At 68.3% G+C, this 16,696-nt stretch carries 18 protein-coding genes; 4 read left to right on the top strand and 14 right to left on the bottom strand.

Annotated features, from left to right (window positions below):
- The first annotated feature begins 4 nt into the window (after positions 1-4).
- Complete coding sequence (locus ACZ7KI_RS14315; protein WP_470273572.1) at positions 5-535, top strand: hypothetical protein; 531 nt, start codon at positions 5-7, stop codon at positions 533-535.
- On the opposite strand, the gene ACZ7KI_RS14310 is transcribed toward ACZ7KI_RS14315, so the two are convergent.
- The 13 genes from ACZ7KI_RS14310 to ACZ7KI_RS14250 all read right to left on the bottom strand — a co-directional run bounded on the left by ACZ7KI_RS14310 (position 536) and on the right by ACZ7KI_RS14250 (position 12,179).
- Positions 536-1,030 (bottom strand): hypothetical protein, encoded by a 495-nt coding sequence (locus tag ACZ7KI_RS14310; RefSeq protein WP_470273571.1) that lies wholly within the window; start codon positions 1,028-1,030, stop codon positions 536-538.
- Entirely contained in the window at positions 1,027-1,515 is a 489-nt protein-coding gene (locus tag ACZ7KI_RS14305) for a hypothetical protein (RefSeq protein WP_470273570.1), read from the bottom strand. The genes ACZ7KI_RS14310 and ACZ7KI_RS14305 overlap by 4 nt, the downstream gene beginning before the upstream one ends.
- On the bottom strand, positions 1,515-2,750 hold the full coding sequence (locus ACZ7KI_RS14300) for an MCE family protein (RefSeq protein ID WP_470273569.1): 1,236 nt from the start codon (positions 2,748-2,750) through the stop codon (positions 1,515-1,517). Before ACZ7KI_RS14300 ends, ACZ7KI_RS14305 begins: the two co-directional genes overlap by 1 nt.
- Complete coding sequence (locus ACZ7KI_RS14295) at positions 2,747-3,952, bottom strand: MCE family protein (protein WP_470273568.1); 1,206 nt, start codon at positions 3,950-3,952, stop codon at positions 2,747-2,749. Before ACZ7KI_RS14295 ends, ACZ7KI_RS14300 begins: the two co-directional genes overlap by 4 nt.
- Positions 3,949-5,139 (bottom strand): MCE family protein, encoded by a 1,191-nt coding sequence (locus tag ACZ7KI_RS14290; RefSeq protein WP_470273567.1) that lies wholly within the window; start codon positions 5,137-5,139, stop codon positions 3,949-3,951. The genes ACZ7KI_RS14295 and ACZ7KI_RS14290 overlap by 4 nt, the downstream gene beginning before the upstream one ends.
- Positions 5,136-6,167 carry an MCE family protein gene (locus ACZ7KI_RS14285; RefSeq protein ID WP_470273566.1) on the bottom strand — a complete coding sequence of 344 codons (1,032 nt, stop codon included), beginning with the start codon at positions 6,165-6,167 and terminating at the stop codon, positions 5,136-5,138. Before ACZ7KI_RS14285 ends, ACZ7KI_RS14290 begins: the two co-directional genes overlap by 4 nt.
- A complete protein-coding gene (locus ACZ7KI_RS14280) occupies positions 6,164-7,201 on the bottom strand; it encodes an MCE family protein (RefSeq protein WP_470273565.1) in 1,038 nt (345 codons plus the stop codon). Before ACZ7KI_RS14280 ends, ACZ7KI_RS14285 begins: the two co-directional genes overlap by 4 nt.
- A complete protein-coding gene (locus ACZ7KI_RS14275; RefSeq protein ID WP_470273564.1) occupies positions 7,198-8,514 on the bottom strand; it encodes an MCE family protein in 1,317 nt (438 codons plus the stop codon). The genes ACZ7KI_RS14280 and ACZ7KI_RS14275 overlap by 4 nt, the downstream gene beginning before the upstream one ends.
- A complete protein-coding gene (locus ACZ7KI_RS14270) occupies positions 8,511-9,359 on the bottom strand; it encodes an MlaE family ABC transporter permease (protein WP_470273563.1) in 849 nt (282 codons plus the stop codon). Before ACZ7KI_RS14270 ends, ACZ7KI_RS14275 begins: the two co-directional genes overlap by 4 nt.
- A gap of 1 nt (position 9,360) precedes the next feature.
- Positions 9,361-10,146 carry an MlaE family ABC transporter permease gene (locus ACZ7KI_RS14265; protein ID WP_465504368.1) on the bottom strand — a complete coding sequence of 262 codons (786 nt, stop codon included), beginning with the start codon at positions 10,144-10,146 and terminating at the stop codon, positions 9,361-9,363.
- Between the two features lie 91 nt (positions 10,147-10,237).
- Positions 10,238-10,999, bottom strand: coding sequence for a glucose 1-dehydrogenase (locus ACZ7KI_RS14260; RefSeq protein WP_034322618.1), 762 nt, complete (start codon positions 10,997-10,999; stop codon positions 10,238-10,240).
- 18 nt (positions 11,000-11,017) lie between these two features.
- Entirely contained in the window at positions 11,018-11,902 is an 885-nt protein-coding gene (locus ACZ7KI_RS14255; protein ID WP_470273562.1) for a 3-oxoacyl-ACP reductase, read from the bottom strand.
- 85 nt (positions 11,903-11,987) lie between these two features.
- A complete protein-coding gene (locus ACZ7KI_RS14250) occupies positions 11,988-12,179 on the bottom strand; it encodes a ferredoxin (RefSeq protein WP_470273561.1) in 192 nt (63 codons plus the stop codon).
- Between the two features lie 103 nt (positions 12,180-12,282).
- Here ACZ7KI_RS14250 and ACZ7KI_RS14245 point away from each other — a divergent pair, with 103 nt between their 5' ends.
- From ACZ7KI_RS14245 to ACZ7KI_RS14235, 3 genes are read left to right on the top strand one after another with little or no spacing between them, the layout of a single operon-like run.
- On the top strand, positions 12,283-13,464 hold the full coding sequence (locus tag ACZ7KI_RS14245) for an acyl-CoA dehydrogenase family protein (RefSeq protein ID WP_470273560.1): 1,182 nt from the start codon (positions 12,283-12,285) through the stop codon (positions 13,462-13,464).
- A 9-nt stretch (positions 13,465-13,473) separates the two neighbouring features.
- Positions 13,474-14,547, top strand: a complete 1,074-nt coding sequence (locus ACZ7KI_RS14240; protein WP_470273559.1) for an acyl-CoA dehydrogenase family protein — start codon at positions 13,474-13,476, stop codon at positions 14,545-14,547.
- A complete protein-coding gene (locus tag ACZ7KI_RS14235) occupies positions 14,544-16,052 on the top strand; it encodes a long-chain-fatty-acid--CoA ligase (RefSeq protein ID WP_470273558.1) in 1,509 nt (502 codons plus the stop codon). The genes ACZ7KI_RS14240 and ACZ7KI_RS14235 overlap by 4 nt, the downstream gene beginning before the upstream one ends.
- Here the strand turns inward: ACZ7KI_RS14235 and ACZ7KI_RS14230 are convergent.
- Complete coding sequence (locus ACZ7KI_RS14230) at positions 16,049-16,594, bottom strand: helix-turn-helix transcriptional regulator (RefSeq protein ID WP_470273557.1); 546 nt, start codon at positions 16,592-16,594, stop codon at positions 16,049-16,051. The two genes, ACZ7KI_RS14235 and ACZ7KI_RS14230, sit on opposite strands and share 4 nt — an antisense overlap.
- Positions 16,595-16,696 lie beyond the last annotated feature (102 nt).

The raw sequence follows: 16,696 nt of genomic DNA, 5'->3' as shown, positions 1-16,696 counted from the left end.
GGGTATGACGATGAGAGCGAAGAACTGGGCGACGACGCTGATGGCGGCGGGCGCGTTGTCCGCTTGCGCGGTCCCGAATCAGGGTACGGCGACGCCGGTCGTCGCGGTGGGTGCTCCCCCGAACACGATCGTGTTGCAGGCGCCGGTGGTCGCGGCCCCGCCGCAAACGGTTTACGCCGCACCTCCGACCACGCAGACGATCTATCCCGCACCCGCACCCGCACCCGCGCCGGTGCCCTCGGTTTCGGCGGCGCAGACGGTGATCGCCTACTACGAGGCGATCAACCGGGGTGATTTCTCCACCGCGTGGAACCTCGGTGGACAAAGGCTGGCCAAAGGCGGCACTCTCGCCTCCTACGCCAAGGGATACGCGACGACTTCCTGGGTCGCTCTCACCGTGACGAGCGTGCGGGGGAACACGGTGTACGTCGATCTTTCGGCCCGGCAGACCGATGGCTCGCTGCGTACTTTCTCCGGTTCCTACACCGTTTCCGGCGGTGCCATCAGCTCGGCGAACATGAAACGGATCTCGTGATCACAAGGCGGTGAGTTGCGAGATCTTCCAGCGGCCGTCGATTCGCCGAGCGGTGACCGAAAGCTGCGATACCGACGACTGCGGGGCGCCACCACCCGCGATGAGCGTCTGCTGGTCGAGGAACAACAGCACTTCCGCGCGGTCGCCGTGCAACGACCGGACACCGAGCGAACGGACCGTCGTCGTGCGCACCAGCTTCTGCTCCTCGGCCCGTTTGCGCGCCGACGCGAACTGGTCTCGGTACTGGCCGGTCGCCTCGCCGGTCAGCACGTCGGCCGCGGCCCGTTCGGTCCGTGCGAGATTGCTGTAGTCGTAGGAGAACACGGCCTTCACACCGGCACCGACCTGATCGGCGACCTCGGCGGTGGCGGCCTGGTCCACGAGCGCCGCGTTGCCGTCCGAGCCCAGCGACGACGCCTGGAGCCCGAACCACACCGCGCAGCCGGTGGCCAGCACGATGAGCGCGATCAGGAGCCGGGGTGTCCGCCCGGTCACGAGCCCGCCGCCTGCACCGCGCCGACCTTCCAGCCGTCCTCGACCCGCTGGTAGTCCACGGTCAGCCTGCTCACCTTCGGTACGGCGGAGCCACCGCCGATGCTGACCTTCACGTCCAGCACGGCCATCAGCCGCGCCGTCCCGGCGGCGGCGTCGAGTTCGGTCACCGCGGCCTGTTTCAGCTTGGCCGTCGCCACCGTCTTGCCGGTGTTCGCCCGGTCGATCTGGAGCTGCCGGTCGCCGGCGAGGTCCTTGCCGAGCCGTCCGGTGGTGACACCGAGCCAGCGGTCGACGTCCTGGGCGCCGGTGCGGTAGTCGATCGTGTTGAGGACCTCGAGCTGGCCGGAGGCGGCGGTGAGGACGGCCTCGCGCTCCCTGCCGCGCGCGAGACCGTCGTCCCGCGCGGCGCTCCACCACGACCAGCCGAACCACGCGGCCGCGAGGACCGCCAGCGCGGCGATGACGGTGAGGGCGCGGGTGAGCACTACTTACCGCCCAGCAACGCGCCCAGCCCGCCGGGCCCGGAGCCGGTGAGCAGGCTCAGCACCCCGGGCAGCTGCGCGGATTCCGCCGCCTGCGGGGTCTGCTTCGGGCGTTCGGGTACCGCGGGCGGTTTCCCGGCGTACGGGGCGTTCTGCGAGCCTCGGACGCCCGTGGGACTTCCCGGCGGCTCCGCGCAGTAGGCCTGGGTGTTCACCGGCGCCTCGGTGAGATCGTTGGCGGGACGCTGTTTCGTGCCCTCGTAGCCCTTGGTGCACGAGACCGGGTCGAAGAAGTTGAACACCACCCCGAGATGACCGGTACCGTCCGGCGACGTCGAACGCGAGAAGGCCGAAATGATCGGGTACGCCACGAGGAGTTCCTCGATCGCGTCTGTCCGGGCGGAGGTGATCTGGGCGGTGGTGAGCGTGTTCGCGAACAGCACCCCGAGGTCGGTCCCCGACACCGCGAGCACATCGCTGATCTGACGGCTCAGCTTCGGCGCTTCGTCGATCACCCGCCGCAGATCGGGGTCGGACGTCTTCAGCTGCGCGGCGATCGTCTTGAGCCCGCTGGAGAACTTGGTGATGTTGTCCGCCTGCCGCTGCTGGGTGTCCAGCACCGTCCGCGAACTGGCGAGCAGGCCCTGGGTGTCGGGCAGGTACTGCGCCGCCGTCGCGGTGAGCGAACCGGTGCTGTCGAGCAGTTGCCGCAGATCCGGTCCGGCGTCGGCGAACGCCTCGTAGGTCTCGTCGACGACGGTCTTCAGTGATTCCGGCTTCACACTCGACACCAGTTTGTCCAGATTGGACAGTACGGTGTCCGGGGCGAGCGGGATCGAGGTCTTGTCCCGCTTGATGACCGAACCCTCGGCGAGATACGGCCCGTTTTCGTGCATGGGCAGCAGATCGACGTACTGCTCCCCCACCGCCGACCGGTTCGCGACCGCGGCCTTCGTGTCCGCCGGGATCTTCGGCGCGCCCGAATCGATGTCGAGACCGAGGTCGATGCCGTGCTCGGTGAGCGTCATCGACGCGACCTTGCCGACCGCGACACCACGATAGGAGACCTCGGCGTTGACGAAGATCCCGCCGGAGTCCACGAGTTGCGCGGTGACGAGGTACCCGCGAGTGCCGAAGAGCCTGTCCAGCCCGGCGTACTTGCCGCCCGCGTAGACGACCGAAACCACCGCGATGACGAAGAACGCCGCCAGCTGGATCTTGGTCTTGCGCAGAATCACCGCCCACCTCCCAACAGCGGCCCGAGTAGCCCGCCGAGCACGCCACCCAAGACATCCCCTTGAGGCATCTGGGGCGCCTGCGGGAGATCGCCGGCGGGCAACGGCAGCACCGGTGGCGCGGTGCCGTTGTTGAACGGGATCGCGCCGGGTGCGCCGGTGCCCTTGTTCCCCGGCAGCTGGATGATCGGCTGCGACGAGTTGTTCATGTTCTCCAGGAAGGTGTCCAGGTTCAGGTCGATCTTCGCGTCCACGTTGGCGTAGTCGCCCTTGATCACGTTGCCCGCGTAGTCGGGGAACGGGTAGGTGAGCAGGATCCGCAGCGCGGTCGGCAGGTCCTGGCCCGCCTCGGTCAGCTTGTGGAGCGTCGGCCGCAGCGCGCGGAGGTTCGCCACCAGCTGGTCACGGCTGGCCTTGATCGTGTCGGTCGCGACCCCGGACAGCGTGTTCAGCGACTGCAGCATGCCGACGAGCTGATCCCGTTGCTCGGTCACGATCTTGAGCCCCGGCGAGAGGTTGTCGAGCGCGTTGGTCAGGTTCTGTGTCTGCCCGACCAGGGTTTTGGACAGTTTGTCGAGGCCGTCGATGGCCCGCAGGATCTCGCCCTTGTGCCCGTCGAGTTCGGTGGCCAGTTTGTCCACTTGGGACAGCAGCGAGCGGACCTCGGCTTCGTTGCCGGTGAGGGCGTCGTTGAGTTCGTGGCTGATCTTCTGGATCTGCTCGACGCCACCGCCGTTGAGCAGCAGGGAAAGCGCGCCGAGGACCTCCTCGACCTCGGGGTTGCGGTTGGTGCGGTCCAGCGGGATCTTCGCGCCCTCGGCGAGGGATCCTTCGGGTTTCTCGGGGGCGTGCAGGTCGACGAACTTCTCCCCCAGCAGGCTCGACTGGCGCAGTTCGGCGCGCGCGTTCGCGGGCAGCGCGATGTCGCCGTTGACGACCATGTTCACCCACGCCGACCGCGTATCCGGGGCGAGCTCGATGTTCTCGACCCGGCCGACCGGGACGTCGTTGACCTTCACACTCGCCTGGGGAACGAGGTCGAGGACGTCGGAGAACTGCGCGGACAGCCGGTACGGGTGATCGCCGAGATCCGCGCCTCCCGGCAGCGGGGTGTTGTACAGCCCCGAAAAGCCGCCGTCACTGCAGCCGGCCAGCACCAGGACACCCGCCATCACCCCCGCGATCTTCTGCCGTTGGCGCCTCATTTCGGGACCCCCTTGGTGAGAACGTCGACCAGCGGCAGCGGCAGCGGCGGCAGTTCGCCGCTCTGCAGCGACGCCAGCACCTGCGGGACCGACGGGAGCTTCAACGTGCCGTCGAGGACCGGCGCGAGCTGCTTGCAGATGTTCCCCAGCGTGTCCGGGATCGGTTTGGGCGTACCCGCGCTGATCAGGCGGCAGACGGTGAGGATCGGCGGATGCGTCAGCTCGTTCAGGTTGTCCCGCACGGCGATCGTGCCGGACGCCGCGTCGTAGGAGTTGATGAAGTTGGTCGCCCCGGTCGGCGCGATGTCGATCACCTCGGCGAGGGAGGCCCGCTGGTCCACGAGCACCTTGGTCAGCCCGGCCAGTTTGTCCACATTGGACGAGAGGAGGTCCTTGTTCTCCGCGACGAACTTCTCGACGTCGCCCATCGCCGTCGCCAGTGAGTTCAGCGCGGCACCCACGTCTGCGGAATCCGCGGCCAGGAAACCGCTGACGTCGGCGGCGCGGCGGTAGAACTCGTTGAGCTGCTGGTCGCTTTCGGCCAGCGCGCTGGTGAACGAGTTCAGGTTCTGCACCGTGCCGAACAGGTCGCCCTTGGCACCGTCGAGGGTCTTGGCCAGTTCGGACAGCCGGGTCACCGTGGTGTTGAGGTTCTTCCCGTTGCCGCCGAGGTTCGCCGCGGCGGTGTCGAGCACCTCGGACAGCGCGCCGTTCTTGTTGGCGCCGTTGGGTCCCAGGCTCGTCGAGAGTTTGTCGAGACTCGTGTAGAGGTCGTCGAGTTCGGCCGGGGTCGCCGTCTTCTCCTTGGTGATCACCGTGCCCGCGGCCATTTCGGGGCCGCTCTCGTACGCCGGGGTCAGCTGGACGTACCGGTCGCTCACCAGGCTCGGCGCGACGACGACAGCACCCGCGTCCGCCGGGATCGGGGTGCCGCCGTCGATCCGCATGTCGACCCGGACCGCCTCGCCCTGCGGCGTGACCCCGGTGATCTCGCCGACCTTCACCCCGAGGACCCGTACCGAAGAGCCCGCGTAAAGCCCCACGGTCTTCCCGAAGTACGCGCTGATCTTCGTCCCGCCCGTGTCCCTGAACACCAGCCAGAGGCCGGCGGTCAGGATCAGCACGAGGACGCAGGCGAAGGCGACCCACGTGTACAGCGTGCGCCCGGTGCGCGTGTGGATGGTCATCGGCCACCCACCCCCTGGTTCGGTGCCGCGATCGGCGGGGTGCAGCCCTCCGGATTGACCTGGAACGCGCCCGCGATGATCGTCGGCGGCAGCAGCCCGCACAGGTAGCCCTCGAACCAGCGCCCGTTGCCGGTCGCGTTGGCGCCGACACGGGCGAACGGGGCCATCAGCGCGAGACTGCGGCTGAGATTGTCCTGGTTGCGTTGCAGGATGTCGGTGACCTTGCCGAGTTTCTCCAACGTCGGCTTCAGCTGCTGCCGGTTGTCGGCGACGAGCCCGGACAGCTGCGCCGAAACCTGTTGCGTGCCCTTGAGCAACGTGCTGATCGCGTCCTTCCGGTTCTGCAGTTCGGCGAGCAGGAGATTGCCGTCGTCGAGGATCCGCTTCAGCTGCGCGTTGCGGTCGGACAGCGTCTTGGACACCTTGCTCGTATTGGCCAGCAACGTCTTCAAGTCACCATCGCGCGAGGAAACCGTCTTGGACAACGAAGACAGGCCGCCCAGCGCGTCCTTGAGGTACTGCGGGCTGTCCTTGAGCGCGTCGGAGAGCACGGTGAAACTGGTCGCCAGCTGCGCGGTGTCGATCTCGCCGACCGTGCCGGACAGCTGCTGGAACGCGTCCTGCAGTTCGAACGGTGTCCGCGTGCGATCGAGCCCGATGGTCGCGTTCGGATCCTGGTCGCCGGCGCCTTTCGGCGTCAGCGCCAGGAACTTCTCCCCCAGCAGCGTCTTGATCTCGATCGACGCGGCGGTGGCGTCGCCGACGCGGACGTCCTTCACCCGGAACTTCACCAGCACCTTCTTGCCGGCCAGCTCGACCGAGGTGACCTGGCCGACCTTGACCCCGGCGACCTGGACCTCGTTGTCCGGCGCCAATCCGGCCGATTCGCCGAAGTACGCCGAGTACGTCGTCCCGCTGCCGAACAACGGGATCCGGTCGGAGAAGTACGTCGTCATCGTGATCAAGACGATCAGGACCAAGGCGGCTCCGCCGACCATGGCCTGGTTGCGTTCCTTGAGCGGCTTCACGGCCCGCACCTCTCCGGTCGCTGCGTGCCGGGCAGCGGCGTGATCGGCAGTTCGATGTTGAGCGATTTGATGCCGATGCTGCCGGAGATCCCGCACAGGTAGTAGTTGAACCAGCTGCCGTAGCTCAGCGTCCTGGTGAACTTCTGCAGGTTGCCCGGCAGCACCTGCAGGAGATGATCGATCAGCTGTTCCGAATCGCCGAGGTTCTGCGACAGCGCGCCGAGCTGCGCGACGTCGTCCTTGAGCGCGGGCCGCGCGTCGGCGAGCAGACCAGTGGTGGCGACGGTGAGATCGCCCAGCGCCTTGACCGCCTCCCCGATCGGCTGCCGCTGCTCGGCGAGCCCGGTGACCAGCCGCTGGGTCTGGTCGATCAGTTCGGCCAGTTGCGGCGAGCGCCTTTCGACCGTGCCGAGCACGGTGTTGAGGTTCGCGATGACGTCACCGATGACCTTGTCCTTGCCCGCGATCGCCGACGTGACCGACGCGGTGTGCGCGAGCAGGCTGGTGATCGTGCCGCCCTCGCCCTGGAACACCTGGATGATCTCGTAGGAGAGCTTGTTGACGTCCTCGGGGTTCAACGCGCGGAAGAGCGGTTTGAACCCGTTGAAGAGCACGGTCAGGTTCAGCGCCGGTTTGGTGCGCTCGGGCGGGATGATCCCGCCGCGCGGCAACGACTCCTTGCCCCCGATGTCCGTGCCGAGCGAGAGATACCGCTGTCCGACCAGGTTGCGGTACTTGATGGTCGCGGTCACCGACGACGGCAGCCGGTGCGCGGCCTGGACGTCGAAGTGGACCTGGGCGAGATTCCGTTCACCCGCTTCGATTTCGATCCTGCCGACCTGCCCGACCTTCACGCCGACGATGCGGACGTCGTCGCCTTCCTTGAGCCCGGAGGCGTCGGTGAACTTGGCGACGTAGCCTGATGTCTCGCCGAAGTTGGTGTTCGCGATGGTGGCGCCGAGGATCGCGGTGAGCAGCACGGTCACCACCGCGAAGATCAGGATCTTGACCAGATCCGGGACGAAGGACCTCATCGCAGCTCCACCTCCGCGCCCCGGTACAGCGGCCCGACCAGCAGGCTGCCCCAGTTCGGCACCTGGTCCGGCGTCGTGCCCATCGCCGGTGACACGAGCAGGTCGATCAGCCGTTGCTCGTCCGGCGTGTTCACCACCGAACCACCCGCGCTCCCGCCTGAGGGCAGCCTGCCGTCCGGGTCGCGCGGTGGCGCCGGTTTGGACGAACCGTCGTCGATCGCGCCGTCCGGTGGGTACTGCGGCCAGCGTCCTGGCGGCGGCACCTGCGGATAGCACCGCGGGCCGCGTTTGTCGTCGTACTTCGGTTCGTCGACCCCGGGCAGGTACTTGCCGCGGCTCGGCGTGAACTCGATGGTCACCCGGCTGACCTCGGGATGCGCGGTGCCCTTGCCGAACGCGAGTTCCGCGCGCGGTACCGATTCGGCCAGTTGCTTGAGCAGGCAGGGGTACTCCGGCGCGTACTTCGCGAGGACGTCCAGCGTGGGCTGCAGGTTGGTGGTGAGGCGGATCAGGTTGTCCTGATTGACCTTCAGGAAGCTCGTCAGGTCGAGCGAAGCCGCGGTCACCGTCGAATAGACGTCGGCGAGCGCGCGCTGGCTCTCGACCAGGGTCTTGCTGGTGGTGGTCAGATCCGACAGCGCGGCCAGCAGATCCGGCGCGGCCCTGTCGTAGATCGCGGCGGCGTTGGCCAGTCCGCTGATGTCGGCCTTGAGGTCGGGCAGCGACGGGTTCACTTTCCCGAGATAGTCCGAAAGTCCCGCCAGTGTCGTGCCGAGCTGTTTGCCCTGACCGTCCAAAGCGGACGCGACGGCGTTGAGCGTGCTCGCCATCTTCTCCGGCTGAACGGCCTGCAGCAGCGGCATCACGTCGCCGAGCACGGTCTCCAGCTCGATCGCGCTGCTGCTGCGGTCCTGCGGGATGACGTCGCCCTCAGCGATGTGCCGGTCCGGCCTCTCGGGGATCTGCAGGGCGACATACCGTTCACCGAACAGCGTCTTCGGCAGCAGCCTCGCGGACACGTTGGCCGGGATGACCGACGTCTTGTCCGGTTGCAGCGCCAGTTCCATCGTGGCGCGATCGCCGTGTGCCTGGATCGTGCGGACCTCGCCGACGACCATCCCGCGCACCTTGACGTCCGCGCCTTCGCGCATCTGGTTGCCGATGCGGTCGGTCTCCAGTTTCACCAGGGTCACCGTGGTGAAGGCCTTCTGGTAGAAGGCGATGGTCGTGACGAAGAACAGCACGACCACCACGAGGAAGATCAGGCCCAGCACCTGGTGCCGGAGCCGTCGCAGCAGTATCCCCCTGTTCACCCGGAAATCCTCACCGTCGTCGTGGCGCCCCAGATCGCGAGGCTCAGGAAGAAGTCGAGCACCGAGATCAGCACGATCGACGTCCGCACCGCGCGGCCGACCGCGATACCGACCCCGGCGGGCCCACCACTGGCGGTATAGCCGTAGTAGCAATGGGAAAGGATGATGAGCACGCTGAAGACGATCACCTTGAGGAACGACCACAGCACGTCTTCGGGCGGCAGGAACAGTGTGAAGTAGTGGTCGTAGGTGCCCGCGGACTGGCCGTAGAGCCAGATGGTGATCTGCCGCGAGGCCAGATAGGACGAGAGCAGGCCGACGGCGTAGAGCGGGATGACCGCGGTGACTCCGGCGATCACCCGCGTCGTCACCAGGTACGGCAGGCTCGGTACGCCCATCACTTCGAGCGCGTCGATCTCCTCGGAGATCTTCATCGCGCCCAACTGCGCGGTGAACCCGCAGCCGACGGTGGCGGAGAGTGCGAGCCCCGCGGAAAGCGGCGCGACCTCGCGGGTGTTGAAGTAGGCCGAGATGAACCCGGTCAGCGCGGCGGTCCCGAGCTGGTTCAGCGCCGAGTAACCTTGCATGCCGACGATGAGACCGGTGAACAGCGTCATCCCGATCATCACGCCGAGCGTCCCGCCGATCACCGCGAGCGCGCCGGTACCGAAGCTGACTTCGGTCAGCAGGCGGAAGACCTCACGGCGGTAGCGCCGGAGCGTGCGCGGGGTCCAGGCCAGCGCACGGAAGTAGAACGACAGCTGGCCGCCGAAGCCTTCCAGCATCGCACCCGGGCGCGCGATGATCTCGAGCGTCCGGTCCGAGACAGCGGGTTCGCCTGCCATGTCACATCGCCTTCGGCGGCACGATCCGCAGGTAGATCGCCGTCAGCACGACGTTGATGAGGAACAGCAGCAGGAAGGTGATCACCACGGCCTGGTTCACCGCGTCGCCGACGCCCTTCGGCCCGCCCGCCGGGTTCAGCCCGCGGAAGGCCGCGACCACACCGGCGACGAAACCGTAGAGCAGGGCCTTGATCTCGCTGACCCACAGATCCGGCACCTGGGCCAGCGCGTTGAAGCTGGCGAGATACGCGCCGGGGGTCCCGCCCTGCATGACGACGTTGAAGAAGTAGCCGCCGAGTACGCCGACGACACTGACCAAACCGTTCAGCAGCACCGAAACCACGATCGCGGCGAGGACACGGGGCACGATCAGGCGCTGGATCGGGTTGACCCCGAGGACCTCCATCGCGTCGATCTCTTCGCGGATCTTGCGGGCGCCGATGTCGGCGCAGACCGCGCTCCCGCCGGCACCCGCCACCAGCAGCGCGGTGATCAGCGGGCTCGCCTGCTGGACGATGGCGAGCGCGCTGGCGGCGCCGGTGAACGACTGCGCGCCGATCTGCTGGGTCAGCGAGCCCAGTTGCAGCGCGATGACCGCGCCGAACGGGATCGCCACCAGCGCCGTCGGCAGGATGGTGACACTGGCGAAGAACCAGCACTGCTGGATCCACTCGCGGAACTGGAACGGGCGCTTGAAGATCGCGCGGAAGACCTCCCACGACAGGGTCGCGAGCCTGCCGACCTGTGTGAGCGCACCCGTACCCGGGACGGACACCGACGCGTTCACAGAACCTCCCAGTAGCCTGCCCCGAGTCTTACTCCACCTGTCAACGCCCCAGTGCGTTAGCGGTGTTCACTTTGCTCTCGGCACCTCCGCGTCAGAACTTGAGAGCATGCGTGGCCGTCGCGCCGCCATCGGCGACGAACTCGGCGCCCGTGCTGTACGAACTTTCGTCGCTGGCCAGGAACAACACCAGTTTCGCGATGTCCTCCGGCTGCCCGACCCGGCCCAAAGCGACCTTCTTGCCCACCCACGACATGTCGACTTTCTGCCCGCCCGCCGCCGCGGCGACCATCGGCGTGTCGATCGCGCCGGGGTGCACGGAGTTGACGCGGATGTTCTTCGCGCCGAGTTCGAGCGCCGCGACCTTGGTCATCCCGCGGATCGCGAACTTGCTGGCGGTGTAGGCGACAAGGAACGGCATCCCGGCGAGGCCTTCCACGGAGGACACGTTGACGATGGAGCCGCCACCGGCCCCGGTCATCGGTTCAACGACCGAACGCATCCCGAGAAACGCCCCGATCTGATTGACCCGGATGACGCGTTCGTAATCGGCGAGCGTGGTCTTGCCCAGTTCCGAGAAGTGCAGGATGCCCGCGTTGTTGACCAGCACGGTCGGCGGCCCGAACTCCGAGACGGTGCGCTCGATCGCGGCATCCCATTCGGCCTCGTCACCGACGTCGAGATGCTGGTAGACGGCGGATTCACCGAGATCCGCGGCGAGTTTCTTGCCGTCGAGGTCGTTGATGTCGGCGATCACCACTCGCGCGCCCTCGGCGACGAACAGCCGCGCGGCCGCTTCGCCCTGTCCCCTTGCCCCGCCGGTGATCAGCGCTACCTTGCCATCGAGCCTGCCCACTACATCATCTCCTACGGTCTACGGCAGCGACATGATCTCGGAAGCGGCGAACATGCGTTCCGGGTCGCGGTCGGCGAAGTAGCCGCCCACGGTGGTCACGAGTTCTTCAGTGGTCCAGGTGCCGTTGGCGGTGTCGAACCGCTGTTCCACCGACGGCGGCCGCATCAGCGCGACCATCCCGCCGTAGACGAGGAACACCTGACCGTTGACACGGTCGGATTCGGGCGAGCCGAGGAACGTCACGAACGGCGCGACGTGGTCGACCGAGAGCGGGTCGACGCCTTCGGGTGCTTCGGCCCCGAAGACGGCTTCGGTCATCGCGGTGCGGGCTCGCGGGCAGATCGCGTTGGCGCGGACGCCGTAGCGGGAGAGGCCGCGCGCGGTGGAGACGGTGAGCGCGGCGATCCCCGCCTTGGCCGCGCCGTAGTTCGGCTGGCCGGGGGCACCGAGCAGGAACGATTCCGACGCGGTGTTGACCACCCGGCCGTACACCGGCGCGCCGTCCACTTTGGACTTGTCGCGCCAGTACGCCCCGGCGTTGCGGGAAAGCAGGAAATGCCCGCGCAGATGGACGCCGAGCACGGTGTCCCAATCGTCGTCGGACATCGAGAACAGCATCCGGTCACGCAGCACGCCGGCGTTGTTGACCAGGAGGTGGAGGCCGCCGAAGTGGTCGACGGCGGCGGTGAGCAGCGCGTCGGCCGTCGAGGACTCCGACACGTCACCGGTGACCGCGATCGCCTTGCCGCCCTCGGCCTCGATCTCGTCGGCCACCTCCCGCGCCGCGGCCGACACGTCGTTGACCACCACCGACGCTCCCGCCGCGGCCAGCGCCAGCGCCTCGGCCCGGCCGAGTCCCGCGCCCGCCCCGGTGACGATGGCCGTCTTGCCGTCCAAGCTCACTCCAGGCCTCCTGCCTTTCCACACCCAGCCTCACCGCACACAGTAGAATCTGTTCTCGCCGCATGCAAGGTCTAAATAAACGCCGCTAACCACGGATGAGCAGCGCGTTTTTCGGACAGCCCGCGACAGCTTGAGTAACACGTTCTACCTGGTTTTGTGGAACTTGCGCCGACGAGAGGACGAGCTCCTCGTCGTCGTCGAGATCGAAGACCTCGGGTGCGAAGCCGACACAGATCGCGTTCGCCTCGCAGAGCGTGCGATCGACCTCGATCTCCATATTCCCTCCTCGCCGCCATACCTGGTACAACTAGAACAGGTTCTACCTTAGCGCCGTGAGCGGCCATGGCACCAGTAACGAGCACCGACGGCAGAGGTGACGGATGCGGATCGACTACACGCCGGAGCAGCGCGCACTGGCCGGGGAACTCCGGGAGTACTTCGCCGGGCTGATGACCCCCGAGCGCCGCGAAGCGCTGGCCGGAGACGGCGGCGAGTACGGCGACGGCCTGGTGTACAAGGAAATCGTGCGCGACCTCGGCCGATCGGGCTGGCTCGCGATCGGCTGGCCGCGCGAATACGGCGGACAGGAACGCCCGATGCTCGACCAGCTCGTCTTCACCGACGAGGCGGCCGCGGCCGGGGTACCCGTCCCCTTCCTCACGGTGAACACCGTCGGGCCGACCATCATGCGCTACGGCACCGAAGAACAGAAGGCGTTCTACCTGCCGAAGATCGCCGCCGGCGAGCTGCACTTCGCGATCGGCTACTCCGAACCGGGCGCGGGCACCGATCTGGCGTCGCTGCGCACCCGCGCGGTCCGCGACGGCGACGACTACGTGATCAACGGCCAGAAGATGTGGACGAGCCTGATCGAGTACGCCGACTACGTCTGGCTGGCCGCCCGCACCGACCCCGAAGCCCGCAAGCACAAGGGCCTCAGCATGCTGATCGTGCCGACGTCGGCACCGGGGTTCTCCTGGACGAAGGTACGCACGGTCGCCGGGCCCGGCACCAGCGCCACCTACTACGACGACGTCCGCGTACCCGTGACCTCCCGGGTCGCCGGGGAGAACGAGGGCTGGCCGCTCATCACGAACCAGCTCAACCACGAACGCGTCGCGCTGACCTCGGCCGCGCCGATCCAGACGTCGGTGCGCGACGTGCGGACCTGGGCGCAGACGACCAAACTGCCCGACGGCTCCCGCGTCATCGACGCGCCCTGGGTACGGCTGCATCTGGCGCGGATCCACGCGCACGCGGAGTACCTGAAACTGCGGAACTGGCGCATCGCCTGGGCGGCGGCGAGCAGCGAACTGGGTCCCGCGGAGGCGTCGGCGACCAAGGTGTTCGGCACGGAGTTCGCGACCGAGGCCTACCGGCTGATGATGGAGATCCTCGGCGCGGGCGCCGTGGTCCGCGAGGGCTCCCCCGGTGCGCTGCTGCGCGGCCGGATCGAACGGCTGCACCGCTCGTCGCTGATCCTCACCTTCGGCGGCGGCACCAACGAGATCCAGCGGGACATGATCGCCGCGACCGCGCTCGGCCTGCCCGTCACGCGCTAGGAGGCATTGATGGACTTCACGCTCACCGAAGCGCAGCAGGACCTCGCGTCCCTCACGCGCCGGATCCTGACGGACAAGGTGACCCCGGACATGCTGGGAGAACACGGTTCCGGCGGGTTCTCCGCTCCACTGTGGACAGCCCTGGCGCAGGCGGGGGTGGTCGACGCCGCGCTGCCGCAGTCGGTCGGCGGTGGCGGGTTCGGGCTGCTGGAGCAGTGTTCCGTCCTCGCCGAGATCGGACGCGCGGTCGCGCCGGTCCCCTACTTGACGTCGGTCGTGCTGGCCGCGGCCGCGGTAGCCGAGTTCGGGGACGGGCGACCGGCCGAACGCTGGGTCGTCCCGGTGCTGCGTGGCGACCACGTCCTCGCCGTCGCGCTGCCGGACTACGGTGTGCCGTGCGGCTTCACCGCCGAGGCCGACGGCGACGGCTGGCGGCTGACCGGCGCGCAGACCGCGGTCCCGTTCGGCGCGTTCGCGCACGGCTTTCTCGTCGAGGCGGCCGTCGACGGCGGGCATCAGGTATTCCTGCTCGACGGGGACTCGGTGACCGTGTCACCCCAACGGACCGTCGACCACGCCGACGCGGCGCTCGTCGAGCTGTCCCGCGCGAAGGCCACGGCCTCACTGGGCGACATCGGCGAATGGCTGCGGCTGCGCGCCACGATCGGCGTCTGCGCGCAGCAGCTCGGCGTCGTCGAACGGGCGCTGGAACTGACCGCGGCGTACGCGCGGGAACGGCAGCAGTTCGACCACCCCATCGGCAGTTTCCAGGCGGTGCGGCAGCGGCTCGCCGACGCCTACGTCGATGTCGAAGCCGTCCGGCTGACGCTGTGGCAGGCGGCCTGGCGGCTGAGCGAAGGCCTTCCGGCGGCCGAGGAGGTCGCGACGGCGAAGTTCTGGGCGGCCGAGGCCGGGCACCGCGTCGCGCACACCGCCGTGCACGTCCACGGCGGGGTCGGCATCGACGTCGACCACACCCTGCACCGCTACTTCGTCGCGGCGAAGCGGCTCGAGTTCACGCTGGGCGGGGCGACCGCGCAACTGCGAGGGCTCGGCGATCTCCTGGCCGCGGACCCGGCATGACCCCCACGGTCACGGAACTCCTGCTCGCGCGGGCGGAGGACCGCTCGGCCGGGCTGCTGTTCGAGGACCGGCGCTGGTCCTGGGCCGAGCACGTCCAAGCCTGCGCCGGGCACGCCGCCGCGCTCACCCGGATCCTGCGGCCGGGCGGGCATTTCGGGTTGCTGGCCGACAACGTCCCCGAGTTCTCGTTCCTGCTCGGCGGGGCCGCGCTCTCGGGGCACGTCCTGGTCGGCCTGAACCCGACGCGCCGGGGCGCGGCGCTGGCGCGCGACGTCGCGCTGGCCGACTGCGAGCTGGTGTTCGCCGAGGAGAAGTACCTTCCGCTCCTGTCCGAGACCGATGTCCCGGTGCTGCCGCTGAGCGCTCTCGAGCCCGTACGGGAGGCCGTCGTCCCCGTGGCCGCGAAACCCGAAGACCTCCTCATGCTGATCTTCACCTCCGGCACCAGCGGCGATCCGAAGGCCGTCCGGTGCACGCACGGCAAGATCGCCTATCCCGGTGAGATGCTGGCCTCCCGCTTCGGTTTGTCCACACAGGACACCGTGTACGTGTCGATGCCGATGTTCCACTCCAACGCCATCATGGCAGGCTGGTCGGTCGGGCTCGCCGCGGGCGCGGGGATCGCGCTGCGGCGGCGGTTCTCCGCCTCCGGTTTCCTCCCGGACGTCCGGAAGTTCGGCGCGACGTACGCCAACTACGTCGGCAAGCCGCTCTCCTATGTGCTCACCACTCCCGAGCGGGACGACGACGCCGAAAACCCACTGAAACTGGTCTACGGCAACGAAGGCGCGGAGACCGATCTCGCCGCGTTCGGCTCACGCTTCGGCTGCCACGTGATCGACGCGTTCGGTTCGACCGAGGGCGGGGTCAACTTCGGCCGGGACGCCACCACGCCGCCGGGTTCGCTCGGGCGGCTGCTCGATGGTGTCGCGGTCCTCGATCCGGAGACCGGAAAGCCTTGTCCCCCGGCGGAATTCGACGTGAACGGGAAGCTGCTCAACGCCGCCGAGGCCGTCGGCGAGCTGGTCAACACCGGCGGAGCGGGCTTCTTCGCCGGGTACTACGGCGATCCGGCCGCCGAGGCCGAGCGGATGCGCGACGGGATGTACCACACCGGCGACCTGGCCTACCTCGACGCGGACGGCTACTGCTATTTCGCCGGGCGGCTCGGTGACTGGCTCCGCGTCGACGGCGAGAACCTCGGCACCGCCCCGATCGAACGCGCGCTCGTCCGGCATCCCGCCGTCCGCGAGGCCGCGGTGTACGGGGTGCCGGACCCGCGGGTTGGCGACCAGGTGATGGCCGCACTGGTCTGCCAGGCGCCGATCGACGCGGACGAGTTCGCCGCTTTCGTGGCGGCGCAAGGTGATCTCGGCCCGAAGCAGCGGCCCCGGTTCGTGCGGGTGGTCGGCGAACTGCCGCGGACGGCGACGCACAAGGTGCTCAAGCGGGAATTGGCGGCCGACGGGACCTCGGGAGTCTGGGAGGTGCCGTACCGGGACTAGACGCGCTTGGTCAGACGGCCGAGCCGGAAACCCAAGGCCATCCGCGAAGTGGTGCCGAACCGGCCGTGCAGCTCGGACACGATCGTGCGCACGGTCCTGCTGCTCATGCCCAAGCGGTTCGCGACCTGATGGTCCGTGGCTCCTTCCACCAGCAGGTCCGCGACCCGCAGCTGCCGTCCCTGGAGGCAGGCGCGCTGTCCGAGCCCGCCGCCGAGCGGTCGCGACTCCGACCAGAGGACCTCGAAGAACTGGCCACAGGGACCGACGAGCGGTGGACGCAGTACCAGCGCGCCCGCGTGCAGGCTCGCCTCGTCGAGCGGCACGACCGCGTACCGGGCGTCGAAGACCAGCATGTGCCGCAGGGCTCCGCCGTACACCTTGATTTCGGTCTGCCTGTCCTTTTCGTGGTGCCGCACCAGCTCACCGCCCGCCAGCCGCGAGTCGACCACCAGCCGCCTGCGTCCCGGTCCGAAGAGCATCGACTCCAGCAGCGCCGGGTCGCAGGCGTCCACCCGGCCGCCGCCGGAAAGAATTCCGGACACGAGTTTGGTGGTTTCACAAAACCGGTCGATACGCCTGAGCGTATCGCACCGTCCCGACAGCACCTCCACGAATTCCTTTTGCCGAGTCAATTGGCCGACGGC

Source organism: Amycolatopsis sp. NPDC039088, assembly GCF_055598845.1.
The sequence above is the reverse complement of the archived record's forward strand: the minus strand, read 5'-3'. Positions and strand labels throughout refer to the sequence as shown.